The sequence below is a fragment of the Pseudomonas sp. RC10 genome, assembly GCF_038397775.1.
GTDB lineage: Bacteria > Pseudomonadota > Gammaproteobacteria > Pseudomonadales > Pseudomonadaceae > Aquipseudomonas > Aquipseudomonas bambusae.
Genome location: NZ_CP151650.1, coordinates 1,298,854 through 1,322,679 on the forward strand (window position 1 = coordinate 1,298,854; position 23,826 = coordinate 1,322,679).

Here is a 23,826-nt window from a genome sequence, read left to right on the forward strand (position 1 = left end):
TTATGAATAGGAATCACTTGCATTGGCTATAACGAGACGTACGACAGACAGCTATCGCGTAAAAATAATTGTTCTCAATTGAGAATCACCACTGCAGGCAGCTCGTGTAATCGCGCCGAGGTGATTTGCGCCAGTGAGCGCACGACGTCGAGAGGGTTATCCAGCCGGTAATTGCCGGTCACGGCGACTTGATCCAGTTTCGTATTAGTGTTGACGATCCAGCCAGGGTAATAGCGCCGCAGCTCGGCCAACACTTCCTTGAGCGGGCAGTTATCGAATATCAGCCGACCCTTCACCCACGCCAGGTCTTTGTTCTGATCGAGCTTTTCGCGATGACCGAAGCCTTCAGGCCCAATGCGCAAACTGTCACCCGCGTTCAAGCTAACTTGTGACGTGCCTCGGGTGGCCTGCACGTTCACCGCGCCGCGCTCAACCTGAATCTGTGCCACGCCATCCAGATACCGCACGGCAAATGACGTGCTGCTGGCGCTCATGCGCACTGGACCGGCCTCGACTTCCAACGGCAGGCCTTTGGCTGTGGGCACTTCAAAGAACGCCTCGCCCTCGTAAAGCCGTGCAACACGTTGCCGATCATCCAGCTCGCTTGAGAACGCAGATCTGGTATTGAGTAGCACCTTCGAACCGTCGCCAAGCTCCAGCCGCTGGCGTTCTCCGGCCACTGTCAGGTGGTCCGCCTTGAGCCGCATCGGCAAGTCGCTGAAGTTGAAAAGTCCGAGCAGCACGATGGCCGCAGCCGCCAATGGCACCCAGTGCGGACGCAGACGGCGCAGCGCCGATGGTTTTTTCGGCGTGGCCAGTGTGACAGCCGCCTCAAGCACCGGCTGGGAATTCCAGACAGCCTCGGCCTTGGCAAAGGCTTCGCCATGGGCAGGGTCGGCCGCCAGCCAGTCCTGGAAGCGTGCCCGTTGCTGGGCGTCAGCGGTTTCCAGTTCGATCAGCCAGTTCAAGGCCTGATCCATGGCGCTGTCGGTCACAGGACCAGGTGAGTGAGAGTCCGTCAAGGAGCGTCCTCGGCTACAGGGTGTGAAGCACGGTCAAGGGCGGGAGTGTAGCGAGATGTGAGTTCGCTGCCGCCGGTTTCTTATCGATTATGGATCAAGCCGCTCTCATCAACGTTCAAGCCGGGCTGCCACCCCGACGCAAATCGCCATGATCAGCTTGAGTTCCTTTTGTACGGTACTGGCCGACACGCCCAGTTGCTCGGCGATCTCCAGATAACTGCAACCGTTGAGTCGGCTCAGGGTGAAGATTTTCTGCTGGCGTGGGGTGAGCTTTTCAAGGCTTGCGTTGAGGCTCTGCAGCAGCTGATTGGCGTGGGCGGCGTCCTCCAGCGTGGGATTGGGGGCGACAACGTTGTGGAGTTCGGACAGCGGTGCATCGTCGACCATGGTGCGTGCGTGAATGCGTCGTGCACGCAGATGGTCCAGCGCCAGGTTGCGGGCAGTCTGGAACACGAAGGGTTCGAGGTGATCGATGGCGCGCTCGCCGAGTGCACGGGTCACCCGCAAATAGGTTTCCTGTAGCAGGTCTTCGGCGGTGCTGGGGTTGCGTACCATGCGTTGCAGGGTGCGCAGGAGGATCGTTCGCCTCGCGAGGAAAACGTCATTGAAGTGCGACTGACTCACGGGGATACCCGACCAAAAATTCAGCGAATGATAATGATTGTCATCTGCTGTTCAGGTCAAGGCTGTAAGTTGCAAAGATGGTGTAAATCAGAAGTGTGCATAAACCGTTGTAGGAGTGAGCTTGCTCGTGATGGCGTCAGGTCGGACATTGGGACATCACTGACACATCGCCATCGCGAGCAAGCTCACTCCTACACGGTCAAACGCGCCAGCAGCCATGAAGCTGGCGCAACTGTCACTCCGCGTTCATCAACGCCAGGCAGTTATCCAACATGCGGTTGGAGAAGCCCCATTCGTTGTCGTACCAGGCCAGCACTTTCAGCAAGCGGCCGCTCACTTTGGTGTGATTGGCGTCGAAAATCGACGACAGCGGGTTGTGGTTGAAGTCGTGGGACACCAGCGGCAGCGTGTTGTAGCCGAGGATTTTCGAATGCTTGGCCGCTTCTTTCATGATCGCGTTGACTTCATCAGCCGTGGTATCACGCTTCAGTTGAATGGTCAGGTCCACCAGCGACACGTTGATCACCGGTACACGCACCGCCATGCCGGTCAGTTTGCCCGCCAGTTCCGGCAGCACCAGGCCGACGGCCTCGGCAGCGCCGGTTTTGCTCGGGATCATCGACTGCGTGGCCGAACGCGCGCGGTACGGGTCGGTGTGATAGACGTCGATCAGGTTCTGGTCGTTGGTGTAGGCGTGGATAGTGGTCATCAGACCGCTCTCGATGCCCAGCTCACGGTTCAGCACCTGTGCAACCGGCGCGAGGCAGTTGGTGGTGCACGATGCGTTGGAGATGACTTCGTGAGACTGGCGCAGCACGTCGTGGTTGACGCCGTACACGACGGTCGCGTCAGCGCCTTTGGCCGGTGCCGAAATGATGACCTTTTTTGCGCCTGCGGTGATGTGAGCCGCCGCCTTGTTGCGGTCGGTGAACAGGCCGGTGCATTCGAACACCACATCGATCTTTTCCGATTTCCACGGCAGCTCGGCCGGGTTGCGAATGGCGCTGACCGAAATACGGTCACCATTCACGGTGATGCTTTCCTTGTCATGCTCGACGGTCGCGTCGAACGGACCGTGCACGGTGTCGAACTTCAGAAGGTGGGCGTTGATCTCGCTGTCGCCCAAGTCATTGATGGCGACGACCTGCAAATCCTGACGATAGCCTTGGGTATAGAGTGCACGTAGGACGTTGCGGCCGATGCGGCCAAAACCGTTGATTGCGATGCGGAGAGTCATACACCCGTCCTCAGTGAATTTGTTGTTGGAATTACAAGATTATTCTCATAAAAATAGAAAACAAGCCTTTTTAGTGGCAGTATTTTGTTTTATCTACAAATAGAAACCCGTCGAGCCCACACAACTGTCTGAAAAGTCTAGCCTTTGCTGAAGCGTTTCTCTTGGGCCATGATTCGATAGCCGGTTTTTGAAAGCGCCTGAACGGGTGACCCATCCGCTAGCCTGGAGTTCATCACAATGCATCCCCGCGTCCTTGAGGTAACCGAACGGCTGATCGCCCGCAGCCGTGAAACACGTCAGCGCTATCTGCAAATGATTCGGGGCGCGGCGAGCGACGGCCCGATGCGCGGCAAATTGCAATGTGCCAACTTCGCCCACGGCGTGGCCGCGTGCGGCACCGAAGACAAACACAGCTTGCGGATGATGAACGCGGCCAACGTGGCCATCGTGTCGGCCTACAACGACATGTTGTCGGCGCATCAGCCTTACGAACATTTCCCTGAACAGATCAAAAAAGCCTTGCGGGAAATCGGCTCTGTCGGTCAGTTCGCGGGCGGCGTGCCGGCTATGTGCGACGGCGTCACCCAGGGCGAGCCGGGTATGGAACTGAGTATCGCCAGCCGAGAAGTCATTGCGATGGCAACGGCGGTCGCGCTGTCGCACAACATGTTCGACGCGGCGCTGATGCTGGGCATCTGCGACAAGATCGTGCCGGGCCTGCTGATGGGGTCCCTGCGTTTTGGCCACTTGCCGACGATCTTCGTGCCGGGCGGGCCGATGGTCTCGGGCATTTCCAACAAGGAAAAAGCCGACGTGCGGCAGCGTTACGCCGAGGGCAAGGCAACGCGCGAAGAACTGCTGGACTCGGAAATGAAGTCCTATCACGGGCCGGGCACCTGCACCTTTTACGGCACCGCCAACACCAACCAGTTGCTGATGGAAGTCATGGGGCTGCACTTGCCGGGTGCCTCCTTCGTCAATCCCTACACGCCGCTGCGCGATGCCCTGACACGCGAAGCGGCGTTTCAGGTGACGCGTCTGACTAAACAGAGCGGCGAATTCATCCCTCTAGGGGAAATTGTGGACGAGCGTTCGCTGGTCAACTCGATTGTTGCCTTGAACGCGACCGGCGGTTCCACCAACCACACACTGCACATGCCGGCGATTGCCCAATGCGCGGGTATTCAATTGACCTGGCAGGACATGGCCGACCTCTCGGAAGTCGTGCCGACCCTGAGCCATGTCTACCCGAACGGCAAAGCCGACATTAATCACTTCCAGGCGGCGGGCGGCATGTCGTTCCTGATTCGCGAACTGCTTGACGCCGGTCTGCTGCACGAAGACGTCAACACCGTGATGGGCCGTGGTCTGCGTCGCTATACCCAAGAGCCGTTCCTTGAGGATGGCAAGCTGGTCTGGCGCGAGGGGCCTGTCGAAAGCCTGGACGAAAACATTTTGCGACCGATTGCCCGTCCGTTCTCCCCGGAGGGCGGCCTGCGCGTGATGGAGGGTAACCTCGGGCGGGGCGTGATGAAGGTGTCGGCTGTGGCGCTGGAGCATCAAATCGTCGAGGCCCCGGCCAAGGTTTTCGAAGATCAGCAGGACCTGGCGGACGCATTCAAGGCGGGCGAGCTGGAATGCGATTTCGTCGCGGTCATGCGTTTTCAGGGCCCGCGCTCCAACGGCATGCCTGAGCTGCACAAGATGACGCCGTTCCTCGGCGTGCTGCAGGACCGGGGTTTCAAGGTTGCGCTGATCACCGATGGGCGTATGTCCGGCGCGTCCGGAAAAATCCCTGCCGCGATCCATGTGTGCCCCGAAGCCGCAGATGGTGGCCCTTTGGCACTTGTCCGAGAGGGGGACCTCGTTCGGGTAGATGGCGTAAAAGGGACGTTGCAAGTTCTCGTCGAACCGGCAGAATTGGCGGCCAGAGAACCGGCAATCGGACGTTTGTCCCATAACGTGGGCACCGGCCGTGAACTGTTCGGTTTCATGCGCATGGCCTTCAGCTCGGCAGAGAAGGGCGCCAGCGCCTTTACTTCGAATCTGGAGACGCTCAAGTGACATTGGCGATGGTGGGTGATATCGGCGGCACGAATGCTCGTTTTGCCATATGGGAAGACGATCAATTGCACTCGATCCGGGTGTTCCCGACGGTCGATTACGCCAGTCCCGAAAAGGCCTTGCAGGTTTACCTCGAAGACCTCGAATTGCAGTTGGGCGATGTCGGCTCGATCTGTCTGGCCGTGGCAGGCCCGGTGACCGGTGACGATTTCCACTTCACCAACAGCCACTGGAAGATCAATCGGCAGGCGTTTTGCGCTGCGCTGAAGATCGACAGCCTGATCATGGTCAACGATTTCACCGCCATGGCGCTGGGCATGACCCGTCTGCGCGACGACGAATACCTCACCGTGCGCCACGGCAAGGGCGATCCGAAAGGCGCTCGCGTGGTGATCGGTCCCGGCACTGGCCTGGGGGTCGGGACGTTGATTCGCTCCGGCGAAAATCACTGGACCGCGGTGCCAGGGGAGGGCGGCCATGTCGACCTGCCCATCGGCACCGCGCGCGAAGCGCTGCTGTGGACGCGGCTGATGGCCGAACACGAACACGTCAGTGCTGAAACGATTTTGAGCGGCGCTGGTCTGTTGCTGCTGTATCGGGTCAGCTGCGCGCTGGACGGGATCGATGCCGAGCTGAAATCCCCGGCGGCCATTACGTCTGCGGCGCTCAAAGGCGATCCGGTGGCCTGCGCGGTGCTGGAGCAGTTCTGCGTGTTCCTGGGCCGTGTCGCGGGCAACAACGTGTTGACCGTGGGAGGCCGTGGCGGCGTGTACATCGCCGGTGGCGTGATCCCGCGTTTCGTCGACTTCTTCATGCAGAGCGGCTTCAACACGGCGCTGGCGGAAAAAGGGCTGATGAAGGATTACTTCAACGACGTGCCGGTCTGGCTGGTGACGGCGGAATACCCTGGCCTGATGGGCGCGGGTGTGGCACTGGATCAGGCGGCAAGCCAGCTTTGAGCCTCAAGCTTCAAGCCGCAAGTGGGACTGCGCACGCCTCTGCTTTTTCTTGAGGCTTGAAGCTCGAAGCTTGCAGCTGCTCTCCTATAACAATAATTTCAGTGCCAACAAGGACGACCAAAGTGAACACTGTCAGTAAATCGATTCTGGTGGTCGACGATGACCAGGAGATTCGGGAACTGCTGCAAGCCTACCTGAGCCGTTCGGGGTTTCAGGTGCGCACGGTGGGGGATGGCGCGGAGTTTCGCCAGGCGTTCAACGACGAGCCCAGCGACCTGTTGATTCTCGATGTCATGCTGCCCGACGAAGACGGCTTCAGCCTGTGCCGCTGGGTCCGGCAGCACCCGCGACAGCCCCATGTGCCGATCATCATGCTCACCGCCAGTTCCGACGAGGCCGACCGTGTCATCGGTCTGGAGCTCGGCGCTGACGACTACATGGCCAAACCGTTCAGCCCTCGCGAGCTTCAGGCCCGCATCAAGGCATTGCTGCGTCGCGCCCAGTTCGGGCAAGAGCGCGCTGGCGGCGAAGTGCTGGTGTTCGACGAGTGGCGACTGGATATGGTCAGCCATCGCCTTTTCCACAGCGATGGCGAAGAGGTGATTCTCTCGGGCGCCGATTTTGCGCTGCTCAAGCTGTTTCTCGACAACCCGCAACAGATCCTCGACCGCGACACCATCGGCAATGCCACGCGAGGCCGTGAATTGATGCCGCTGGAGCGCATCGTGGACATGGCGGTGAGCCGCTTGCGCCAGCGTCTGCGGGACACCGGCAAGGCACCGCGATTGATCCGTACCGTGCGAGGCAGTGGTTATCTGTTGGCAGCCAATGTGTTGCCGCAAGCCAGCAACGGTTACTGACCGGCGATGGTGACCGAGAAGAAGCGCCGTCTTCCCGTCCCGCGCTCGCTGCTGGGACGCATGCTGCTGCTGACCCTGTTGGCGGTGTTACTGGCCCAGACCCTGTCGAGTTTGATCTGGCTCTCGCAACTGCGCGCCACCCAGATGGAGGGCCTGATCACCAGCGCGCGCAGCCTTGGGTTTTCCATGTCTGCGAGCGTCAGTTACTTCCGCTCTCTGCCTGTCGCCTTTCGCCCGTTGGTTCTCGATCAACTGCGCAGCATGGGCGGCACGCGCTTCTTCGTCTCGCTCAACGACCGCCCGCTCGACATGCAAGTGCTGGAGCCGACCGTGCGCAAAACGGCGGTGATCGACGTCGTCGGCCAAGTGCTGCGGCAGAACCTGGGCGCAGACCCCGACATCCTCGTTCGTTTCGTGCGGCCCGAAGACCTGCGGATTTTCAATAGCGGCCTCAAGCTCGATGAACTGCCGCGCTCCTGGGCGCACTACGCGTTGACCCTCGAACCGGTGAATCCGCCGGTTCTGGTCACGCAGATCGAGCTGTCCCCCGGCGAATGGCTGTACATCGCCTCGCTGCTGCCCGAGCCGTACACCATGCTGGAGGAAGAGGGCCTTCCGTCGCAGCAGGTCTGGTTCATCGGGCTGACGAGTATTTTCCTGCTGGTGTTCATCGGCCTGCTGGTGCACTGGCAAAGCGGCCCGCTGAAACGCCTGGCCCGCGCAGCGCGGGACCTGTCTTTGGGTGCAGATGTAGAGCCAGTCGTGGAGGGTGGGGGCAGCGAGGTCATTGAGGTGACCCGCGCGTTCAACACCATGCGTGATCGCATCAGCCGTTACCTCACCGAACGTGGTCAGTTGTTCAGCGCCATTTCCCACGATTTGCGTACGCCGATCACGCGACTCAGGTTGCGGGTCGAGTTGCTGGAAGATGAAGCGATGCAGGTCAAATTCACCCGGGATCTGGACGAGCTGGAGCTGCTGGTCAAGGGCGCGTTGCAGTGCGTGAAGGACACCGACATTCACGAGAACATTGAGCCGGTGGACCTCAATCACGCGCTGGATTGCCTGATCGAGCCGTATCTGGCGGCCAATGGCGGCGGGCGTGTCACGGTCGAAGGCAAGGCCATGTCGATGTTCTACGGCAAGCCGTTGGCCTTGCGACGTTGCATGGGCAACCTGATCGACAACGCCATCAAGTACGGTGACAAGGCCCATCTGCGCATCGAAGACGACGCGGATGCGTTCGTGCTGCACGTCGAAGACGAAGGCCCCGGCGTACCCGAACAGCGCCTTGAGCAGGTGTTCGAGCCGCATTTCCGGCTGGCGGGCAAACAACAGCAGGGCTATGGCCTGGGGCTGGGCATCGCTCGCAACATCGCCCACAGCCATGGCGGTGAAGTCAGTTTGCAGAACCTGCGCGAAGGCGGTTTACGCGTGACCCTGCGCCTGCCGCGTGGGGTGGAATAATCCCGTTAATCCCGTTAATCCCGGTTAAGGCGGATTTCTGTGGGAGCGAATTCATTCGCGAAAGGGCTGTACAGTCGCCGTATGCGTGCTGGCTGAAACACCGATTCGCGAATAAATTCGCTACCACAGGATTCAGCGTCCGCTCACCTTATTTCGAATGTCACCAACCTGTGACACTTGCGCATCCCTTCGTTACCGTCCGCTCTAACCCGTTGTTTAGAATCCATGCAGCGCAAGCACCAAGACTTGCTCATGCATAACAACAATAAGGTCAAATAGATGAATTCGATCTCCCGTCTCGCAGCACTCATTTCTCTCGCCTCGTTGTTCCCTCTGAGCGCCATGGCCGCCGATTCCAAAGGCACTGTCGAAGTTGTCCACTGGTGGACGTCCGGCGGTGAAAAAGCGGCTGTCGATGTGCTGAAAGCCCAAGTTGAAAAAGACGGCTTCACCTGGAAAGACGGCGCCGTTGCAGGCGGTGGCGGTTCGACTGCCATGACCGTGCTGAAAAGCCGCGCCGTCGCCGGTAACCCGCCTGGCGTTGCCCAGATCAAAGGCCCTGACATTCAGGAATGGGCGTCCACTGGCCTGCTCGACACGGACGTGTTGAAAGACACCGCCAAAGAAGAGAAGTGGGACAGCCTGCTGGACAAGAAAGTCTCCGACACCGTGAAGTACGACGGTGATTACGTGGCCGTTCCGGTGAACATTCACCGCGTGAACTGGCTGTGGATCAACCCGGAAGTCTTCAAGAAAGCCGGTATCGAAAAAGCCCCGACCACCCTCGAAGAATTCTACGCCGCTGGCGACAAGCTGAAGAAAGCCGGCTTCATCCCGCTGGCCCACGGTGGTCAGCCTTGGCAGGACAGCACCGTGTTCGAAGCGGTTGTCCTCTCGGTCATGGGTGCTGACGGCTACAAGAAAGCCTTGGTCGACCTCGACAACGGCGCGCTGACCGGTCCTGAAATGGTCAAGTCGCTCACCGAACTGAAGAAAGTCGCCACCTACATGGACCCGGATGGTAAAGGCCAGGACTGGAACCTGGAAGCTGCCAAGGTCATCAACGGCAAGGCCGGCATGCAGATCATGGGTGACTGGGCCAAGTCCGAATGGACCGCTGCCAAGAAAGTTGCAGGCAAGGATTACCAGTGCGTGGCCTTCCCGGGCACCGACAAGGCGTTCACCTACAACATCGACTCGCTGGCGGTGTTCAAAGTTAAGGACAAGGGCACTCAGGCCGGTCAGCAAGACATCGCAAAAGTCGTGCTGGGTGAAAACTTCCAGAAAGTCTTCAGCATCAACAAAGGCTCGATCCCGGTTCGGACCGACATGTTGGCTGACATGAACAAGTACGGCTTCGACTCCTGCGCGCAGACCGCTGCCAAGGACTTCCTCGCGGATGCCAAATCCGGCGGCCTGCAACCGAGCATGGCGCACAACATGGCAACCACGCTGGCCGTTCAGGGCGCGTTCTTTGACGTCGTGACCAACTACATCAACGACCCGAAAGCCGACCCGGCTGACGCGGCGAAGAAGCTGGGCGCTGCGATCAAGTCGGCTAAATAGTCCGTATCACCGCTCCCCTGTAGGAGTGAGCTTGCTCGCGATGCGTTTGACCAGACACCAGATTCGTGTCTGACACAGCTGATCGCGAGCAAGCTCACTCCTACAGAGAGCACGCTCGTACTCTTTACTTTTCTGTACTGGATTTCCCCATGAGTTCTGTTGCTGTGTTCAGCAAAGCCTCGCCGTTCGATGCACTGCAGCGCTGGCTACCCAAACTGGTGCTGGCGCCCAGCATGTTCATCGTTCTGGTGGGCTTTTACGGCTATATCCTGTGGACGTTCGTTCTGTCGTTCACCAACTCGACTTTCCTCCCGTCCTACAAATTCGTAGGGCTGGCGCAATACGCCCGACTGTTCGATAACGATCGCTGGTGGGTCGCGAGCAAGAATCTCGCGGTCTTCGGCGGCATGTTCATCGGCATAAGCCTGGTGGTCGGCGTGTTGCTGGCGGTGTTCCTCGATCAGCGCATTCGTCGCGAAGGTTTCATCCGCACCATTTACCTGTACCCAATGGCGCTCTCGATGATCGTCACCGGTACGGCCTGGAAATGGCTGCTCAACCCTGGCATGGGCCTGGACAAACTGCTGCGCGACTGGGGCTGGGAAGGCTTCCGCCTGGACTGGCTGATCGACCCGGATCGCGTGGTCTACTGCCTCGTCATCGCGGCGGTCTGGCAAGCGTCGGGTTTCATCATGGCGATGTTCCTGGCCGGTCTGCGGGGCGTTGATCAATCCATCATTCGTGCCGCGCAGATCGATGGCGCTAGCATGCCGAAAATCTACTGGAAAGTGGTGCTGCCAAGCCTGCGTCCGGTGTTCTTCAGTGCGGTGATGATTTTGGCGCACATCGCGATCAAAAGCTTCGACCTGGTCGCTGCAATGACCGCCGGTGGCCCGGGCTATTCGTCCGACCTGCCTGCGATGTTCATGTACTCGTTCACCTTCAGCCGCGGCCAGATGGGGATGGGCTCGGCCAGTGCGATTCTGATGCTCGGTGCGATTCTCGCGATCCTCGTGCCTTACCTGTATTCCGAGCTGAGGACCAAGCGCAATGACTAGTCTCGCCGCCAAACCTTCCATCAGTTTGAGCCGCATCGCGATCTACGCGGTGCTGATCGGCGCGGTGCTGATCTACCTGATCCCGCTGGTGGTCATGCTGCTCACCAGCTTCAAGTCTCCGGAAGACATCGGCACCGGCAACCTTTTGAGTTGGCCCGCCGAAGTCACGGCCATTGGCTGGATCAAGGCCTGGGCGACGGTGAAGGGCTACTTCCTGAACTCGATCCTGATCACCGTTCCCGCGGTGCTGATCTCCACGGCCATCGGCGCGTTGAACGGCTACGTGCTGTCGATGTGGCGCTTCCGGGGTTCGCAGATGTTCTTCGGCTTGCTGCTGTTCGGCTGCTTCCTGCCGTTCCAGACCGTGCTGCTGCCGGCCTCGTTCACCCTCGGGAAAATGGGCTTGGCCAGCACCACCACCGGCCTCGTTCTGGTTCACGTGGTCTACGGCCTGGCGTTCACCACGCTGTTCTTCCGCAACTACTACGTCAGCGTGCCGGATGCGCTGGTCAAGGCGGCGCGTCTGGACGGTGCCGGGTTCTTCACCATTTTCCGGCGGATCATTCTGCCGATGTCGACCCCGATCATCATGGTCTGCCTGATCTGGCAGTTCACGCAGATCTGGAACGACTTCCTGTTCGGTGTGGTGTTCTCCAGCGGTGATTCGCAGCCCATCACCGTGGCGCTGAACAACCTGGTCAACACGAGCACCGGGGTCAAGGAATACAACGTTGATATGGCGGCGGCGATGATCGCTGGTCTGCCGACCCTGCTGGTCTATGTGGTCGCAGGCAAGTATTTCGTGCGCGGGCTGACGGCCGGCGCAGTCAAGGGGTAATCATGGCAACGCTCGAACTTCGCAATGTAAACAAGACTTACGGGGCCGGCCTGCCGGACACCCTGAAGAACATCGAACTGTCGATCAAGGATGGCGAATTCCTGATCCTGGTCGGTCCTTCGGGCTGTGGTAAGTCGACCCTGATGAACTGCATCGCGGGCCTGGAAAACATCACGGGCGGCGCGATCATGATCGGTGATCAGGACGTCAGCGGCATGAGCCCGAAGGATCGCGACATCGCGATGGTGTTCCAGTCCTATGCGCTGTACCCGACCATGAGCGTGCGCGAGAACATCGAGTTCGGCCTGAAGATTCGCAAGATGAGCCAGGCCGACATCGACGCCGAAGTTGGCCGTGTCGCCAAGCTGCTGCAGATCGAACACCTGCTCAACCGCAAGCCGGGTCAACTCTCAGGTGGTCAGCAACAACGCGTGGCCATGGGCCGAGCGCTGGCCCGTCGTCCGAAGATCTATCTGTTCGACGAACCGCTGTCCAACCTCGACGCCAAGCTGCGGGTCGAGATGCGCACCGAAATGAAACTGATGCACCAGCGCCTGAAAACCACCACGGTCTACGTGACCCACGACCAGATCGAAGCAATGACCCTGGGCGACAAAGTGGCGGTCATGAAGGACGGCATCATCCAGCAGTTCGGCACGCCAAAACAGATTTACAACGATCCGGCCAACCTGTTCGTTGCCAGCTTCATCGGTTCGCCGCCGATGAACTTCATCCCGCTGCGTCTGCAACGCAAGGAGGGCCGTCTGGTGGCGCTGCTCGACAGCGGTCAGGCCCGCTGCGAGTTGCCGATGAGCATCAACGATCCAGGCCTCGAAGACCGTGAGGTGATTCTGGGCCTTCGCCCTGAACAGATCGTGCTAGCGTCCGGTGAAACCTCAGGGATGCCGACCATTCGCGCCGAAGTTCAAGTCACGGAACCGACCGGTCCTGACACGCTGGTGTTCGTCACGCTCAACGACAGCAAGGTCTGCTGCCGTCTGGCGCCCGATGTGGCGCCAGCGGTGGGCGAAACCCTGACCCTGCAGTTCGATCCGTCCAAGGTGTTGCTGTTCGACGCCAAGACCGGCGAGCGATTGGGCGCGCTGTCGACGCCACAGGTGAGCGAAGGCATGGGCAACGTCACGCGGCTCAACCGCAACTGAATTCCATGCGCAGGAGCACTGCGCCAACGAGCACCTCTGTCGGGGCTATTTCTGCCGTAAAAAAGCCCCGGCAGGCACACGAAGCAAGTGGTTACAACGCTGTTTAGCTAATAACAATAAAACGAGGATTTAAGGGATGAAGAAGGTAAAAGGCAAATCGCTCAACCAACTGCAGCTCATCGGCGGGCTGTCAGTCTTGAGCGCATTGACGATGTCTGGAACGGCCTCCGCCATGGAGCCATTCAAGGCAAGCGAGCACTTGACGGGCGACTGGGGCGGTCTGCGCCAGGAACTGTACGACAAAGGTTATGACTTCCCGATCGAGTACGTGGGTGAGGCGGCTTCCAACCTCAATGGCGGTTACAACGACGACAGAACCGGCCGCTACAGCGACCAGTTCGCGTTCGGCGTTCAGATGGACCTGCAAAAAATCCTCGGTTGGCACGATGCGGAATTCAAGCTGGCGATCACCGAGCGTAGCGGTAACAACATCTCCAACGACCGTATCGGCGACCCGCGCGCTGGCACGCTCAGTTCCTCGCAAGAAGTCTGGGGCCGTGGTCAGACCTGGCGTCTGACGCAAATGTGGTACAAGCAGAAATTCTTCGACGGCGCGCTGGACATCAAAGTTGGCCGTTTCGGCGAAGGCGAAGACTTCAACAGCTTCCCATGCGACTTCCAGAACTTGACGCTCTGCGGCTCGCAGGTTGGTAACTACGTGAACACCTGGTACAACTGGCCTGTCAGCCAATGGGCCGCTCGCGTGAAATACAACATCACGCCAGAGTTGTTCGCACAGATCGGCGTGTACGAGCAGAACCCTTCGAACCTCGAAACCGGCAACGGCTTCAAGCTGAGCGGCAGCGGTTCCCAAGGTACTGTGGTGCCGGTAGAAGTGGTGTGGTCGCCGACCGTCAATTCGCTGCCAGGCGAATACCGTCTGGGCTACTACGTCAGTAACCCGAGCGCGCCTGACCTGTACGAAAACACCAACGGCCAGCCACAAGCCATCGCAGGCGGTGACTTCAAGTCCCACAAGGACAAGCACGGTTGGTGGGTCGTGGCTCAGCAACAACTGACCAGCCACAACGGCGACGCATCCCGTGGTCTGAGCATCTTCGGTAACCTGACCGTTCATGACAAAGCCACCAACTTCGTCGACAACTATCAGCAGATCGGTTTCGTCTACAAAGGCCCGTTCGATGCCCGTCCGAAGGATGACATCGGTATCGGTGTCGCTCGCATCCACGTCAACGATGATGCCCAGGACAACCGTCGTCTGGTCAACGCCGTCAACGGTATCGACGACTACGACAACCCGAACTACCTGCCAATCCAGAAGACCGAATACAACTCGGAAATCTACTACGGCGTACACGTCACCGACTGGCTGACCGTGCGTCCCAACCTGCAATACGTGAAGAGCCCGGGCGGTGTGGACGAAGTCCAGAACGCGCTGGTCGCAGGTATCAAGATCCAATCGAAGTTCTAAACGCTTCATCGTTGTGCGGACCGCTCCTCCGCACATCGCTCTCTGATGTGCTTCACAAACGATCAAGGGTCGTGTGTGCTTTACGGGCAGCCTGGCTGCCCGTTTTTTTTGTGCGGTACTCGCTCCGGAATCGGGGCTTTTTTATCGTTTGCAAGGCTCGCCGCTGAATACGGCCGTGCGCGATCTCCCACCACCCATAGATGGACACACTTATCCCATCGAGAATGTCATGGCGATCAGGGACACAGGATCATTCGAACATCCCCTTCAGCGCTTCTTCACCGCCACGCGGCCGCAGCCGACCTTCCAGTGGGAGCGGCATCAGCAGCGTGACGTGCTGGTGATCAACCACCCGCGCTGTCATGCCGTGTTCAGTCGCCAAGGCGCGCAGTTGTTGCATTTTCAGCCAGTCGGCCAGAGGCCGTGGCTGTGGTGCGCGTCGCAATGGCCGCAGGTGGGCGCGATTCGGGGCGGCGTGCCGGTGTGTTGGCCTTGGGTCGGGCGTCATCCGGGAGAGGGCGGCTGGCCCGTCAATGGATGGGGGCGTTTGCTCGACTGGAAGCTGATCGACAGCCAGGAACACGATGAAGGCGTTTCGCTGCACTGGCGCTTGAGTCTGTGGGACTGGCAGGCCGATCTGCATGCTGAATTGGGGCAATGCATGGACCTGCGTCTGGAAACCCGACATGACGACAGTGAGCCGTGCCAGTTCGGTCATGCCTTGCACGCTTACTGGCGCATCAGCGACATCGCCGACGTGGCACTGGAAGGTCTCGACGGCGCACAGGGTTACGACGAGCTCAGTCGCAGTGCCTGTGAACAAAAAGGGGAGTTGCGCGTCTCGGGCAGTTGCCAGCGCGTTTTCGAGCACACCGGTCCAGTTGAGTTGCACGACGACACGTGGCGGCGCCGTTTGAACATCAACACCCACGACAGCGCCAATACTGTCGTCTGGCATCCCGGCAGCCGGCCGTTGCTGGGGGTGGCAGGTCATGAGGCAACGGGGTTTGTGCGGGTCGAGGCGGTGTCCGGGGTGGATGATTGTCTGAGCCTGGCCCCAGGACAGCAGGCGCGATTGAGTTTGCAGGCCACTTTGGTGGGATGAACGACGCTCCCGCAGGGTGTCTTTATCAATCCCGGCCTTCGGGGCCGTATCGCGCTCGTTAGTTCAACTCATCATCCACCGGATACCGGCTGGCATTGAGGCTTTCCTTGATCTTGCGCAGGTGCGGCTGGAAATCCACGCCACGGCGCAGCGTCATGCCGGTGGCCAGCACATCGAGCACGGTCAATTGGATGATCCGTGACGTCATCGGCATATAAATGTCGGTGTCTTCAGGCAGAGGGATATTCAGGCTCAGCGTACTGGCTTTGGCCAGCGGCGACCCAGCAGCGGTCAGGCCCAGCACCGAAGCGCCGTTCTCGCGGGCGATCCGGGCCACTTCCACCAGTTCGCGAGTGCGGCCGGTGTAGGAAATGATCACGAACAGCTCCCCCGTGTGCGCCACCGATGCAAGCATGCGTTGCACCAGCACATCGGCATGAGCCGTCACAGCGAGGTTGAAGCGGAAGAATTTGTGCTGCGCATCCAGCGCCACCGGGGCCGAGGCGCCCAGGCCGAAGAAGTGAATCTGCCGCGCCTGAATCAGCAGGTCCACGGCCTTGCTGATCAGGTTCGGGTCCAGCACCTGGCATACGCTGTCGAGGGAGGCGATGGCGCTGGCGAAAATCTTGCGGGTGTAGGCTTCCGGATTATCGTCGGCTTCCACCGCGCGGCTCACGTAGGCGGCGCCGCTGGCCAGGCTCTGGGCCAGTTGCAGTTTGAGTTCAGGGTAGCCGCTGACGTCGAACGAGCGGCAGAAGCGATTGACGGTCGGCTCGCTGACCTTGGCCGCCTGGGCCAGCGCCGCAATGCTGAAACGCGTGGCTTGCTGAGGGTTGCTCAGAATCACCTCGGCAACCTTGCGCTCGGCCTTGTTCAATTCTTCGAGTCGACTCTGGATCTGCTCCAGAAGATTGCGTACGCGGTCCATTCAAAGTCCTTCTCGTGAAGCGGTAACAGGCTGTTCTGTGGGCCTTTCTGCAAAAGGTGCGCAACTGGGCCTTTAGCCTGTAGCAAAGGTGGCCTATCGTACTGAGGGCCTGTAGTGATCACCACTGTAATGTGTTTTTTGGGTAAATGTTGTGGTTATTACTACATTTGGCCTTGAGTAACGCCTTTAAAAAAGGTATTTGTAGCCTAACTTGATAAAAGAACCAACATTATGCTCTCGATTACGGTTGAACCGTGCACTTTTGCCTTGTTCGGCGCCTTGGGCGACCTGGCTGTGCGCAAACTGTTCCCAGCGCTGTATCAGCTGGACCGTGCTGGCCTTCTGCATGCCGAGACCCGAATTCTTGCGTTGGCTCGCGAGGCGGGAACGCCTCAGGAACACTTGGCTTATATCGACAAGAGCCTGCGTCGTTTCGTCCCCGAATCCCAGCTGGAAAGTGAACATGTGGAGCGTTTTCAGGCACGCCTGAGCTACCTGCACGTGGATTTCCTCAAGGGTGAAGATTACGTTGCGCTGGCCGAAGCAGTGGGCGACGCACAAACCATGATTGCCTACTTCGCCACACCGGCGTCGGTGTACGGAGCCATCTGCGAGAACCTGGCGCTGGTCGGCCTGACTGACCGCACCCGCGCCGTCCTGGAAAAACCGATCGGCCACGACCTCGCGTCGTCGCGTCGGGTCAACGACGCCGTGGCCCGCTTCCTGCCGGAAAACCGCGTCTACCGGATCGACCACTATCTGGGCAAAGACACCGTTCAAAACCTCATCGCGCTGCGTTTCGCCAACAGCCTGTTCGAAACCCAATGGAACCAGAACTATATTTCTCACGTCGAGATTACTGTGGCGGAGAAAGTAGGGATCGAGGGCCGTTGGGGCTACTTCGATCAGGCGGGTCAGCTGCGCGACATGATCCAGAACCACCTGTTGCAGCTGCTGTGTCTGATTGCGATGGACCCTCCGAGCGACCTGTCCGCCGACAGCATCCGTGATGAAAAGGTAAAGGTGCTCAATGCGCTGGCGCCGTTCACGCCGGAGCGCCTGGCCACCCAAGTGGTGCGCGGGCAATACATCGCCGGTTACAGCGAAGGCAAACCGGTTCCCGGTTACCTGGAAGAGGAAAATTCCAATACCGCGAGCGACACCGAAACGTTCGTTGCCATTCGTGCCGACATCCGTAACTGGCGTTGGGCAGGGGTTCCGTTCTATCTGCGCACCGGCAAACGCATGCCGCAAAAGCTGTCGCAGATCGTCATTCACTTCAAGGAACCGCCGCACTACATCTTCGCCCCGGAACAGCGGATGCAGATCAGCAACCGCCTGATCATCCGCCTGCAGCCCGATGAAGGTATCTCGCTGCAAGTGATGACCAAGGATCAGGGGCTGGATAAAGGCATGCAATTGCGCAGCAACCCCTTGCAACTGAGCTTCTCTGACGCCTACCGCAGCGCCCGTATCCCGGACGCGTACGAGCGGTTGTTGTTGGAGGTCATGCGTGGCAACCAAAACCTGTTTGTCCGCAAAGATGAGATCGAGTATGCGTGGCAATGGTGTGACCAGTTGATCGCTGGCTGGAAGAAGGCCGGCGATGCGCCCAAGCCTTATGCAGCAGGCTCCTGGGGGCCAATGAGCTCCATTGCGCTCATTACTCGTGACGGGAGGTCCTGGTATGGCGATATGTGAACTTGAATTTCCGGCTGGCCTTAAAGCCAACGAATTCGATAACCCCGAGCTGTTGGCCAATGCATTGGCCGATCATGTGGCGGAACGCCTCACGGCGGCCATCGCGAATAACCCTCACGGCATCGCGACGCTGGTCGTCTCGGGGGGAAAAAGTCCCGTGGCGTTCTTTCAGGCATTGGCGCAAAAGCCCATCGAATGGTCGAAAGTCGTGATCAGCCTGGCCGACGAGCGCTGGGTGCCGACCGAGCATGCCGACAGCAACGCGGGGCTGCTCAAGCGTTTCCTGTTTCAGGGACCGGCCGAGAAAGCGGGCTTCTTCAGCCTCTACCGTCCGACCCAGACGTTGGAAGAAGCAGCGGCAGCGACCGACGAAGCGCTCAAGGAACTGCCGAAGATCGATGTGTTGATTCTGGGCATGGGGGATGACGGCCACACCGCGTCGCTGTTCCCTGACAGCCCGAATCTGCCTGAAGCGTTGGACTTGAACGGCGAACGTCGCTGCCTGCCGATGCTGGCGCCGAGCACGCCTCATCAGCGTCTGACCATGACGCGCTCACTGTTGGCGTCCGCCGCGACGCCGATCCTGTCCGTTTCCGGGCAGGCAAAACTGGAAACCCTGCGCACGGCGCTGGCCGGCGATGACCTCGCCGAAATGCCGATCCGCGCGTTCCTTAACCCGTCTTTAGAGATCTACTGGTGCCCATAAGCAAAGGATCAGCCGCCATGGAAAATACCCAAGTGAAACAGCCGTTGAATAGCATGGCGAGCAAGATTGCCCAGATCGACGAACTCTGCGCGAAAGCGAAGATTCTGCCGGTCATCACCATTGCACGCGAACAGGACGTGCTGCCGCTGGCCGATGCGCTGGCGGCAGGCGGCCTGAACGCGCTGGAAATCACCCTGCGTTCGGAGTTCGGCCTCAAGGCCATTCGTATTTTGCGCGACGCACGACCTGAACTGTGCGTTGGCGCGGGCACGATCCTCGACCGTCACATGCTCAAGGCAGCGGAGGAGGCGGGCTCGCAGTTCATCGTGACCCCAGGCAGCACTCAGGATCTGCTGGAAGCAGGCGCGCAAAGCGAATTGCCGTTGCTGCCTGGCATCAGCAGCGCGTCGGAAATCATGATCGGTTATGCCTTGGGCTACCGCCGCTTCAAGCTGTTTCCGGCCGAGATCAGCGGCGGCGTCGGCGCGATCAAGGCGCTGGGCGGTCCATTCCCGGAAGTGCGTTTCTGCCCGACTGGCGGCGTCAGCGCTGCCAACCTGAAGAACTACATGGCGCTGCCTAACGTGATGTGCGTTGGCGGCACCTGGATGATCGATAACGCGTGGGTCAAGAACGGCGACTGGGGCCGCATCACTGAGGCGACCGCCGAAGCGATTGCGTTGTTCGACTGAAACCTGCGTTAAGCGCCCATGCTTGATCCTCGACAGCTCCCGTTCATGAGGTGGCTGTTTTAATCGTTTCAGATGATTGGATTCGGGCGCTGAGGCGCTGCTACAGAAGTCGTTGTTGCATGGCTGTTTAACGGTGTTCCCTTGGTCCGGAACGCCGTTTTTTTTTGCGCGATGCGAATGTAGAAAGCCGGGCCGCGTGCACCGCGACTCCAGCCGTAGCGTTGAGTTGAGAAGGAGCGAGGAGAGAGATCAGCGATTTTTCTTCATGTGCACTACATATGTATCGCACCCGACTCGGTTTCAGCGCGTATCTTTACCGCTCGTGATTTACAGATGTTCCATTAAAGTCTTTGCGGCGCCGCCTTATCCACGGTCGCCGCTTTTTTTTGCCTGTCTGCAAGCGTTTATGGGCTCAGGCCAAAGCGCGCAATGCAACGATCAACCTTGCTACATCGTCGGCGGAGGTCACAAAGCCGGGGGTGACCCGAATGCATGGGCCGCAGGCGGAACCGGTTCTGGCCACCACGAAAACGCCATGTTCGTCGAGCAGGCGCTGCGTCATGAGCGACTGATCTTGATGGCGCGTAAAGCGCAGTGACGTGATCCCGCAGTACAGCCGTGGATCATCCGGTGTCAGCACTTCGATTCCCGGCACATCTCGCACTTCACGAACCCACAGGTCCCGTAGATAGGCCAAGCGTGCGCCTTTGACGGCAGACCCGCCTATGGCTCGGTGTTCTTCGAAGACCTTGGTCAGCGTCAGCAGCGCGGGAATGTTCGGCGTGCCATACGGCACCCGCCCCAAAATGTCATCGACGGCGTATCGCTCGTCGCCCATGTCGGGGTCGATGGCAGACAATCGTTCCTGTTTCACATAAATGAAACCCAGGCTCAACGGCGCCCCCATCCACTTCTGCAGGTTGAACCCGGCAAATGCCACGCCGAGTTCGTCCAGCTTGAAGTCCAGCTGTCCCAGGGCGTGAGCACCGTCCAGAATCACATCGATGTTTTGCGCCTTGGCCAGCGCAGCAATGGGCTCAACAGGCATGACCAGTCCCGTGCGGTGCGTTACGTGGGTCAATGCCATCAGCTTGAGTCGTGGATGGTTCGCGAAGGCGTCACGATAGGCATTGACGAGGGATTCATAGCTGGCCGGGTGAGCATGCCGAATCTCGATCACTTCGACCCCGCGGTGCTTCGCCAGCCAACGCATGGCCGTTTGCACGCTGTTGTAGTCCAGATCGCTGATCAGCACCTGATCCCCCGGCTGTAAGCCGTTGTAGTTGCGGATCAGGGTTTGCAATGACTCCGAAGCGCAGCGAGTCAGGGCGATTTCGCCGCTCGGCACGTCCAGCAGTTGAGCCAGGTCGGCGCGGAGGGTCTCGCTGTCCTCAGTGTCGAAGCGCTGCCGGACATAGACCGAATTGCTGCGGTTTACGTACGCCAGATGCTGTTCGTACGTGCGCAGCACTTCGCGGGTCATGCGCCCGAAGTAGCCATGTTCGAAGTTGATCGGCCCCGGCTCCACGTCGTACTGGCGGGCGATTTCACGCCAGAACGCTTCGTCATGGGCGCGGTGCTGTGCAACGGATTGGGCAGGGGTCATCACGTCGTTCATCTCGTCAAGGGGTCAGGAAAACCGGATCGGTGTTTTTAGAGGGCTTTCTCGCAAAGGCTCACGGGGTTTGGTTCGCAAGGGATCGAGGAGGGCCGACAGCCCGTTGTGGTCGATCTCATGCATCAGCGCCAGCAGACTGCCCAGCTCGCCCGTGGGGAAGCCTTTGCGCGCGAACCAGTTAAGGTAGTCACCCGGCAGGTCCGCCAGCAATCGCCCCTTGTATTTGCCGTAAGGCATTTCACGGGTTACCAGAAGTTTGAGTTTCTCGGGATTCATAACACCGCCGTTGGTCTTTCCGTGTGAACTAGCAAGGTACGTGCATTTTGCATACGTGCAAACGAACAGATCATGCAAAAAGAGAGAATGGGCTGTGTCTTGATAAATATAACCTGTTGATAAATATCGGTTTATTCTGTTTTAAAAAACTGGCACGAGCTCTGCAATATTCAGGTTATCGAGTGTAGAAATATCAACTCTTCGATTAACCTGCCAGAAAGGAACTGCAAAATGACGGATATCAACAAAGAAGCGATCTCGGTACTCAATGATCTGATCGAGACCAGCATTGACGGCGAGAAAGGTTTTCACACCGCTGCTGAAGACGTCAAGAACCCAGAAATCAAGGCGTATTTCCTTTCCCGCTCTACCGAGTGCGCGACGTCTGTACGTGAACTTCAAGCTGAAGTCCGTGCACTGGGTGGCGATCCAGACAAATCGTCCAGCGCCGCGGGTGCCGCGCATCGTCTCTGGGTTGAGCTGAAAGCGGCCGTGACCGGCAAAAGCGATGAGGCTGTATTGAACGAAGTAGAGCGCGGTGAAGACCACGCCCTGAAAGCGTACAAAGAAGCTTCGCAAAAAGCGGTCGAGAAAAACCTGCCTGCTAACGTAGTGACCCTGATTCAGCGCCAGCTGCCAGGCGTCCAGGCGAACCACGACAAAGTCAAAGCGCTGCGTGACACCGTTCGCAGAGCAAGCTGATCAGCGTAGCTGAGCCCGTTTACGGCTCGGTCCTCTGATTTGAAAACGCCAGACGTGTCTGGCGTTTTTTTATGCCGTTTTCGAAGGAGGGTTGAACTCAGTGCGATTACGGCCATTGTGCTTCGCCCGGTAGAGCGCTTCGTCAGCATCACTGAACAGTTGTGCCTGCTTGTCGCCCGCATTGGGCTGGCGCGAGGCGATACCAATGCTGACGGTGACGGAATGCCTGTCTCCGGCATAGGGCGGGAGCGATTCAATCGCAACCCTGATCTTTTCGGCGATGATTCTGGCGCCCTGCAAATCTGTTTCCGGTAAAACCACCAAAAACTCCTCGCCGCCATAGCGCGCCGCCAGATCACCGGGTCTACGAATTGTATTGGCCAGGGTTTGGGCCACGTTGCGCAACGCCACGTCCCCACCGTGATGGCCGTGCCGGTCGTTGAATGCCTTGAAGTGGTCGACATCAATCATCAGCAATGACAACGGTTTACCGGAGCGCATGCCTCTGGACCACTCCTGTCGAAATACCTGATCCAGTCGCCGCCGGTTTGCCAGCCCTGTCAGGCCGTCCGTCGAGGCCAGCTCAGCCAACTCCCGTTCTGCGAGGTGTCGCAGCTTCAACTGTTTACCCAACAGGTACGACAGCCACAGGATGCCCAGGCACAAAAGGCTCGTCGCGCCCGCCACCAGCGCCGCGTTGCGTTTCCAGACGGCGTACACCACGTCTTTCGATTGGGCCACGATGACGATCAGCGGCAAGTCGCCCACGCGTGAGAACGTGTACAGCCGAGTTGTTCCGTCCAGGTCTGATACGGCCGTGAAGCTTCCGCTGTTTGTCTTGAGGATTCGCTGAAAGTTGGGAAGCCCGCTGAAGTCCCGGCCAATTGCGTATTTGTCGGGTTGCTCGGCTTGTCGGGCCAGCAATATGCCGTCTGCGCTGATCAAATTGACGGTGCTTCCTTTGCCGATGTCCAGCCCACGAAACAGTTGGTTGAAGTACGTCAACCGCATCGATGCACTGGCGATGCCGATGAATCGGCCATCGGGCGAGGGGAGGCGGCGGCTGAAACTGATGCACCAGTCCTTGAAGCCCCAGCGTGCCTTGAACGGGCCGCCCACGCGCATGGTCGTCGAAGCGCTCTCGCGGTGCTGTTGAAAAACGGGGCGGTCAGAAAAATTGTCTTCTCGGGGGATGACGGACAGCGAGTCCGCCACGATGTCACCGGTTTCGTCCAGAATCACCAGATCGCCTTTATACGGCGCTGCGGTCGAGCGATCAAAGATGACCAGCTGACGAAGTTGAGGCGCTAGCGCAATGACTTCAGGGTCTTGCCAGGTTGCAATCATGCCTTGCAGCGACGTGTCGTACAGCTCGGCATTACGCTGCACGTCCGCGTCGATCAGCTGCACCACGTTATTGGCCGACTGCACGGCGCTCTCGGTGGCGCTTCCGTGCTCGCGAATCAACAACGAGGCCACGATCATCAAAATCGCCACCACCGCCAGTACACTGCCGGACATCAGCATTTTTTCCGGGCGAGACCAGGCTCTGTGCACCGAGGCGGGGGTGAATGTCATCGATCAGCTCTGTCAGCAATTCAGCTATTGATGCCCGTTGACGCAGGCGTTAGCAGTCTGTCCAAGCCGGTCCATGCTTGAAGGTGAATGGGTCGGTACGTGGTGCTTCAAAGCGTTGGATTAAAGATGCTTCGGGGGGATTGATCAAGTCCGGCGAGGATTGAAAAGTC

At 59.1% G+C, this 23,826-nt stretch carries 21 protein-coding genes; 14 read left to right on the forward strand and 7 right to left on the reverse strand.

What is annotated here, in order from left to right; genetic code table 11:
* Positions 1 to 74: 74 nt before the first annotated feature.
* From AAEO81_RS05865 to gap, 3 genes are all read right to left on the reverse strand, one after another.
* Positions 75 to 980 carry a FecR domain-containing protein gene (locus AAEO81_RS05865; protein WP_341964472.1) on the reverse strand — a complete coding sequence of 302 codons (906 nt, stop codon included), beginning with the start codon at positions 978 to 980 and terminating at the stop codon, positions 75 to 77.
* A 150-nt stretch (positions 981 to 1,130) separates the two neighbouring features.
* Positions 1,131 to 1,646 carry a sigma-70 family RNA polymerase sigma factor gene (locus tag AAEO81_RS05870; RefSeq protein ID WP_341962254.1) on the reverse strand — a complete coding sequence of 172 codons (516 nt, stop codon included), beginning with the start codon at positions 1,644 to 1,646 and terminating at the stop codon, positions 1,131 to 1,133.
* A 235-nt stretch (positions 1,647 to 1,881) separates the two neighbouring features.
* Complete coding sequence (gap, locus tag AAEO81_RS05875; protein WP_166596420.1) at positions 1,882 to 2,883, reverse strand: type I glyceraldehyde-3-phosphate dehydrogenase; 1,002 nt, start codon at positions 2,881 to 2,883, stop codon at positions 1,882 to 1,884.
* A gap of 237 nt (positions 2,884 to 3,120) precedes the next feature.
* Between gap and edd the strand changes: the two genes are divergently transcribed.
* From edd to AAEO81_RS05925, 10 genes are all read left to right on the forward strand, one after another.
* Positions 3,121 to 4,947, forward strand: coding sequence for a phosphogluconate dehydratase (edd, locus tag AAEO81_RS05880; RefSeq protein WP_341962255.1), 1,827 nt, complete (start codon positions 3,121 to 3,123; stop codon positions 4,945 to 4,947).
* Positions 4,944 to 5,906: a glucokinase gene (locus AAEO81_RS05885; RefSeq protein WP_341962256.1), complete on the forward strand. Its 963-nt coding sequence runs from the start codon at positions 4,944 to 4,946 to the stop codon at positions 5,904 to 5,906. Before edd ends, AAEO81_RS05885 begins: the two co-directional genes overlap by 4 nt.
* Before the next feature lie 122 nt (positions 5,907 to 6,028).
* A complete protein-coding gene (locus AAEO81_RS05890; protein WP_341962257.1) occupies positions 6,029 to 6,766 on the forward strand; it encodes a response regulator transcription factor in 738 nt (245 codons plus the stop codon).
* Positions 6,767 to 6,772: 6 nt separating this feature from the next.
* On the forward strand, positions 6,773 to 8,233 hold the full coding sequence (locus tag AAEO81_RS05895) for an ATP-binding protein (RefSeq protein WP_341962258.1): 1,461 nt from the start codon (positions 6,773 to 6,775) through the stop codon (positions 8,231 to 8,233).
* A 279-nt stretch (positions 8,234 to 8,512) separates the two neighbouring features.
* Positions 8,513 to 9,799, forward strand: a complete 1,287-nt coding sequence (locus AAEO81_RS05900; protein WP_341962259.1) for an ABC transporter substrate-binding protein — start codon at positions 8,513 to 8,515, stop codon at positions 9,797 to 9,799.
* A gap of 149 nt (positions 9,800 to 9,948) precedes the next feature.
* Positions 9,949 to 10,857 (forward strand): sugar ABC transporter permease, encoded by a 909-nt coding sequence (locus AAEO81_RS05905; protein WP_110946572.1) that lies wholly within the window; start codon positions 9,949 to 9,951, stop codon positions 10,855 to 10,857.
* Complete coding sequence (locus tag AAEO81_RS05910) at positions 10,850 to 11,695, forward strand: carbohydrate ABC transporter permease (RefSeq protein ID WP_166596426.1); 846 nt, start codon at positions 10,850 to 10,852, stop codon at positions 11,693 to 11,695. The genes AAEO81_RS05905 and AAEO81_RS05910 overlap by 8 nt, the downstream gene beginning before the upstream one ends.
* A gap of 2 nt (positions 11,696 to 11,697) precedes the next feature.
* Positions 11,698 to 12,858 (forward strand): sn-glycerol-3-phosphate ABC transporter ATP-binding protein UgpC, encoded by a 1,161-nt coding sequence (gene ugpC / locus AAEO81_RS05915; RefSeq protein ID WP_341962261.1) that lies wholly within the window; start codon positions 11,698 to 11,700, stop codon positions 12,856 to 12,858.
* Positions 12,859 to 12,994: 136 nt separating this feature from the next.
* A complete protein-coding gene (locus AAEO81_RS05920) occupies positions 12,995 to 14,350 on the forward strand; it encodes a carbohydrate porin (protein WP_341962262.1) in 1,356 nt (451 codons plus the stop codon).
* Between the two features lie 229 nt (positions 14,351 to 14,579).
* Positions 14,580 to 15,455 (forward strand): D-hexose-6-phosphate mutarotase, encoded by an 876-nt coding sequence (locus AAEO81_RS05925; RefSeq protein ID WP_341962263.1) that lies wholly within the window; start codon positions 14,580 to 14,582, stop codon positions 15,453 to 15,455.
* Positions 15,456 to 15,513: 58 nt separating this feature from the next.
* On the opposite strand, the gene AAEO81_RS05930 is transcribed toward AAEO81_RS05925, so the two are convergent.
* Positions 15,514 to 16,383: a MurR/RpiR family transcriptional regulator gene (locus AAEO81_RS05930; RefSeq protein WP_166596430.1), complete on the reverse strand. Its 870-nt coding sequence runs from the start codon at positions 16,381 to 16,383 to the stop codon at positions 15,514 to 15,516.
* A 231-nt stretch (positions 16,384 to 16,614) separates the two neighbouring features.
* Between AAEO81_RS05930 and zwf the strand changes: the two genes are divergently transcribed.
* The 3 genes from zwf to AAEO81_RS05945 are packed head-to-tail and all read left to right on the forward strand — an operon-like array spanning position 16,615 to position 19,482.
* Positions 16,615 to 18,084 (forward strand): glucose-6-phosphate dehydrogenase, encoded by a 1,470-nt coding sequence (gene zwf, locus AAEO81_RS05935; RefSeq protein WP_341962265.1) that lies wholly within the window; start codon positions 16,615 to 16,617, stop codon positions 18,082 to 18,084.
* Complete coding sequence (pgl, locus tag AAEO81_RS05940) at positions 18,071 to 18,790, forward strand: 6-phosphogluconolactonase (RefSeq protein WP_341962266.1); 720 nt, start codon at positions 18,071 to 18,073, stop codon at positions 18,788 to 18,790. Before zwf ends, pgl begins: the two co-directional genes overlap by 14 nt.
* Positions 18,791 to 18,807: 17 nt before the next feature.
* Positions 18,808 to 19,482 (forward strand): bifunctional 4-hydroxy-2-oxoglutarate aldolase/2-dehydro-3-deoxy-phosphogluconate aldolase, encoded by a 675-nt coding sequence (locus AAEO81_RS05945; RefSeq protein WP_166596433.1) that lies wholly within the window; start codon positions 18,808 to 18,810, stop codon positions 19,480 to 19,482.
* Positions 19,483 to 19,894: 412 nt separating this feature from the next.
* On the opposite strand, the gene AAEO81_RS05950 is transcribed toward AAEO81_RS05945, so the two are convergent.
* The gene (locus AAEO81_RS05950; RefSeq protein ID WP_341962267.1) at positions 19,895 to 21,088 is read right to left on the reverse strand and encodes an aminotransferase class V-fold PLP-dependent enzyme; all 1,194 of its coding nucleotides are present in this window, start codon (positions 21,086 to 21,088) and stop codon (positions 19,895 to 19,897) included.
* Between the two features lie 24 nt (positions 21,089 to 21,112).
* On the reverse strand, positions 21,113 to 21,376 hold the full coding sequence (locus AAEO81_RS05955; protein WP_341962268.1) for a DUF3820 family protein: 264 nt from the start codon (positions 21,374 to 21,376) through the stop codon (positions 21,113 to 21,115).
* 231 nt (positions 21,377 to 21,607) lie between these two features.
* Between AAEO81_RS05955 and AAEO81_RS05960 the strand changes: the two genes are divergently transcribed.
* Entirely contained in the window at positions 21,608 to 22,078 is a 471-nt protein-coding gene (locus AAEO81_RS05960; protein WP_166596436.1) for a PA2169 family four-helix-bundle protein, read from the forward strand.
* Between the two features lie 69 nt (positions 22,079 to 22,147).
* On the opposite strand, the gene AAEO81_RS05965 is transcribed toward AAEO81_RS05960, so the two are convergent.
* Positions 22,148 to 23,656, reverse strand: a complete 1,509-nt coding sequence (locus AAEO81_RS05965) for a sensor domain-containing diguanylate cyclase (protein ID WP_341962271.1) — start codon at positions 23,654 to 23,656, stop codon at positions 22,148 to 22,150.
* Positions 23,657 to 23,826: the final 170 nt, after the last annotated feature.

Excerpts from the sequence above, each read along its gene's own strand:
- AAEO81_RS05865 (WP_341964472.1), bottom strand. The coding sequence starts at position 980 with ATGGATCAGGCCTTGAACTGGCTGATCGAACTGGAAACCGCTGACGCC.
- gap (WP_166596420.1), bottom strand. The coding sequence starts at position 2,883 with ATGACTCTCCGCATCGCAATCAACGGTTTTGGCCGCATCGGCCGCAAC.
- edd (WP_341962255.1), top strand. The coding sequence starts at position 3,121 with ATGCATCCCCGCGTCCTTGAGGTAACCGAACGGCTGATCGCCCGCAGC.
- AAEO81_RS05895 (WP_341962258.1), top strand. The coding sequence starts at position 6,773 with ATGGTGACCGAGAAGAAGCGCCGTCTTCCCGTCCCGCGCTCGCTGCTG.
- AAEO81_RS05900 (WP_341962259.1), top strand. The coding sequence starts at position 8,513 with ATGAATTCGATCTCCCGTCTCGCAGCACTCATTTCTCTCGCCTCGTTG.
- AAEO81_RS05905 (WP_110946572.1), top strand. The coding sequence starts at position 9,949 with ATGAGTTCTGTTGCTGTGTTCAGCAAAGCCTCGCCGTTCGATGCACTG.
- AAEO81_RS05910 (WP_166596426.1), top strand. The coding sequence starts at position 10,850 with ATGACTAGTCTCGCCGCCAAACCTTCCATCAGTTTGAGCCGCATCGCG.
- ugpC (WP_341962261.1), top strand. The coding sequence starts at position 11,698 with ATGGCAACGCTCGAACTTCGCAATGTAAACAAGACTTACGGGGCCGGC.
- AAEO81_RS05920 (WP_341962262.1), top strand. The coding sequence starts at position 12,995 with ATGAAGAAGGTAAAAGGCAAATCGCTCAACCAACTGCAGCTCATCGGC.
- AAEO81_RS05925 (WP_341962263.1), top strand. The coding sequence starts at position 14,580 with ATGGCGATCAGGGACACAGGATCATTCGAACATCCCCTTCAGCGCTTC.
- AAEO81_RS05930 (WP_166596430.1), bottom strand. The coding sequence starts at position 16,383 with ATGGACCGCGTACGCAATCTTCTGGAGCAGATCCAGAGTCGACTCGAA.
- zwf (WP_341962265.1), top strand. The coding sequence starts at position 16,615 with ATGCTCTCGATTACGGTTGAACCGTGCACTTTTGCCTTGTTCGGCGCC.
- pgl (WP_341962266.1), top strand. The coding sequence starts at position 18,071 with ATGGCGATATGTGAACTTGAATTTCCGGCTGGCCTTAAAGCCAACGAA.
- AAEO81_RS05945 (WP_166596433.1), top strand. The coding sequence starts at position 18,808 with ATGGAAAATACCCAAGTGAAACAGCCGTTGAATAGCATGGCGAGCAAG.
- AAEO81_RS05950 (WP_341962267.1), bottom strand. The coding sequence starts at position 21,088 with ATGACCCCTGCCCAATCCGTTGCACAGCACCGCGCCCATGACGAAGCG.
- AAEO81_RS05955 (WP_341962268.1), bottom strand. The coding sequence starts at position 21,376 with ATGAATCCCGAGAAACTCAAACTTCTGGTAACCCGTGAAATGCCTTAC.
- AAEO81_RS05960 (WP_166596436.1), top strand. The coding sequence starts at position 21,608 with ATGACGGATATCAACAAAGAAGCGATCTCGGTACTCAATGATCTGATC.
- AAEO81_RS05965 (WP_341962271.1), bottom strand. The coding sequence starts at position 23,656 with ATGACATTCACCCCCGCCTCGGTGCACAGAGCCTGGTCTCGCCCGGAA.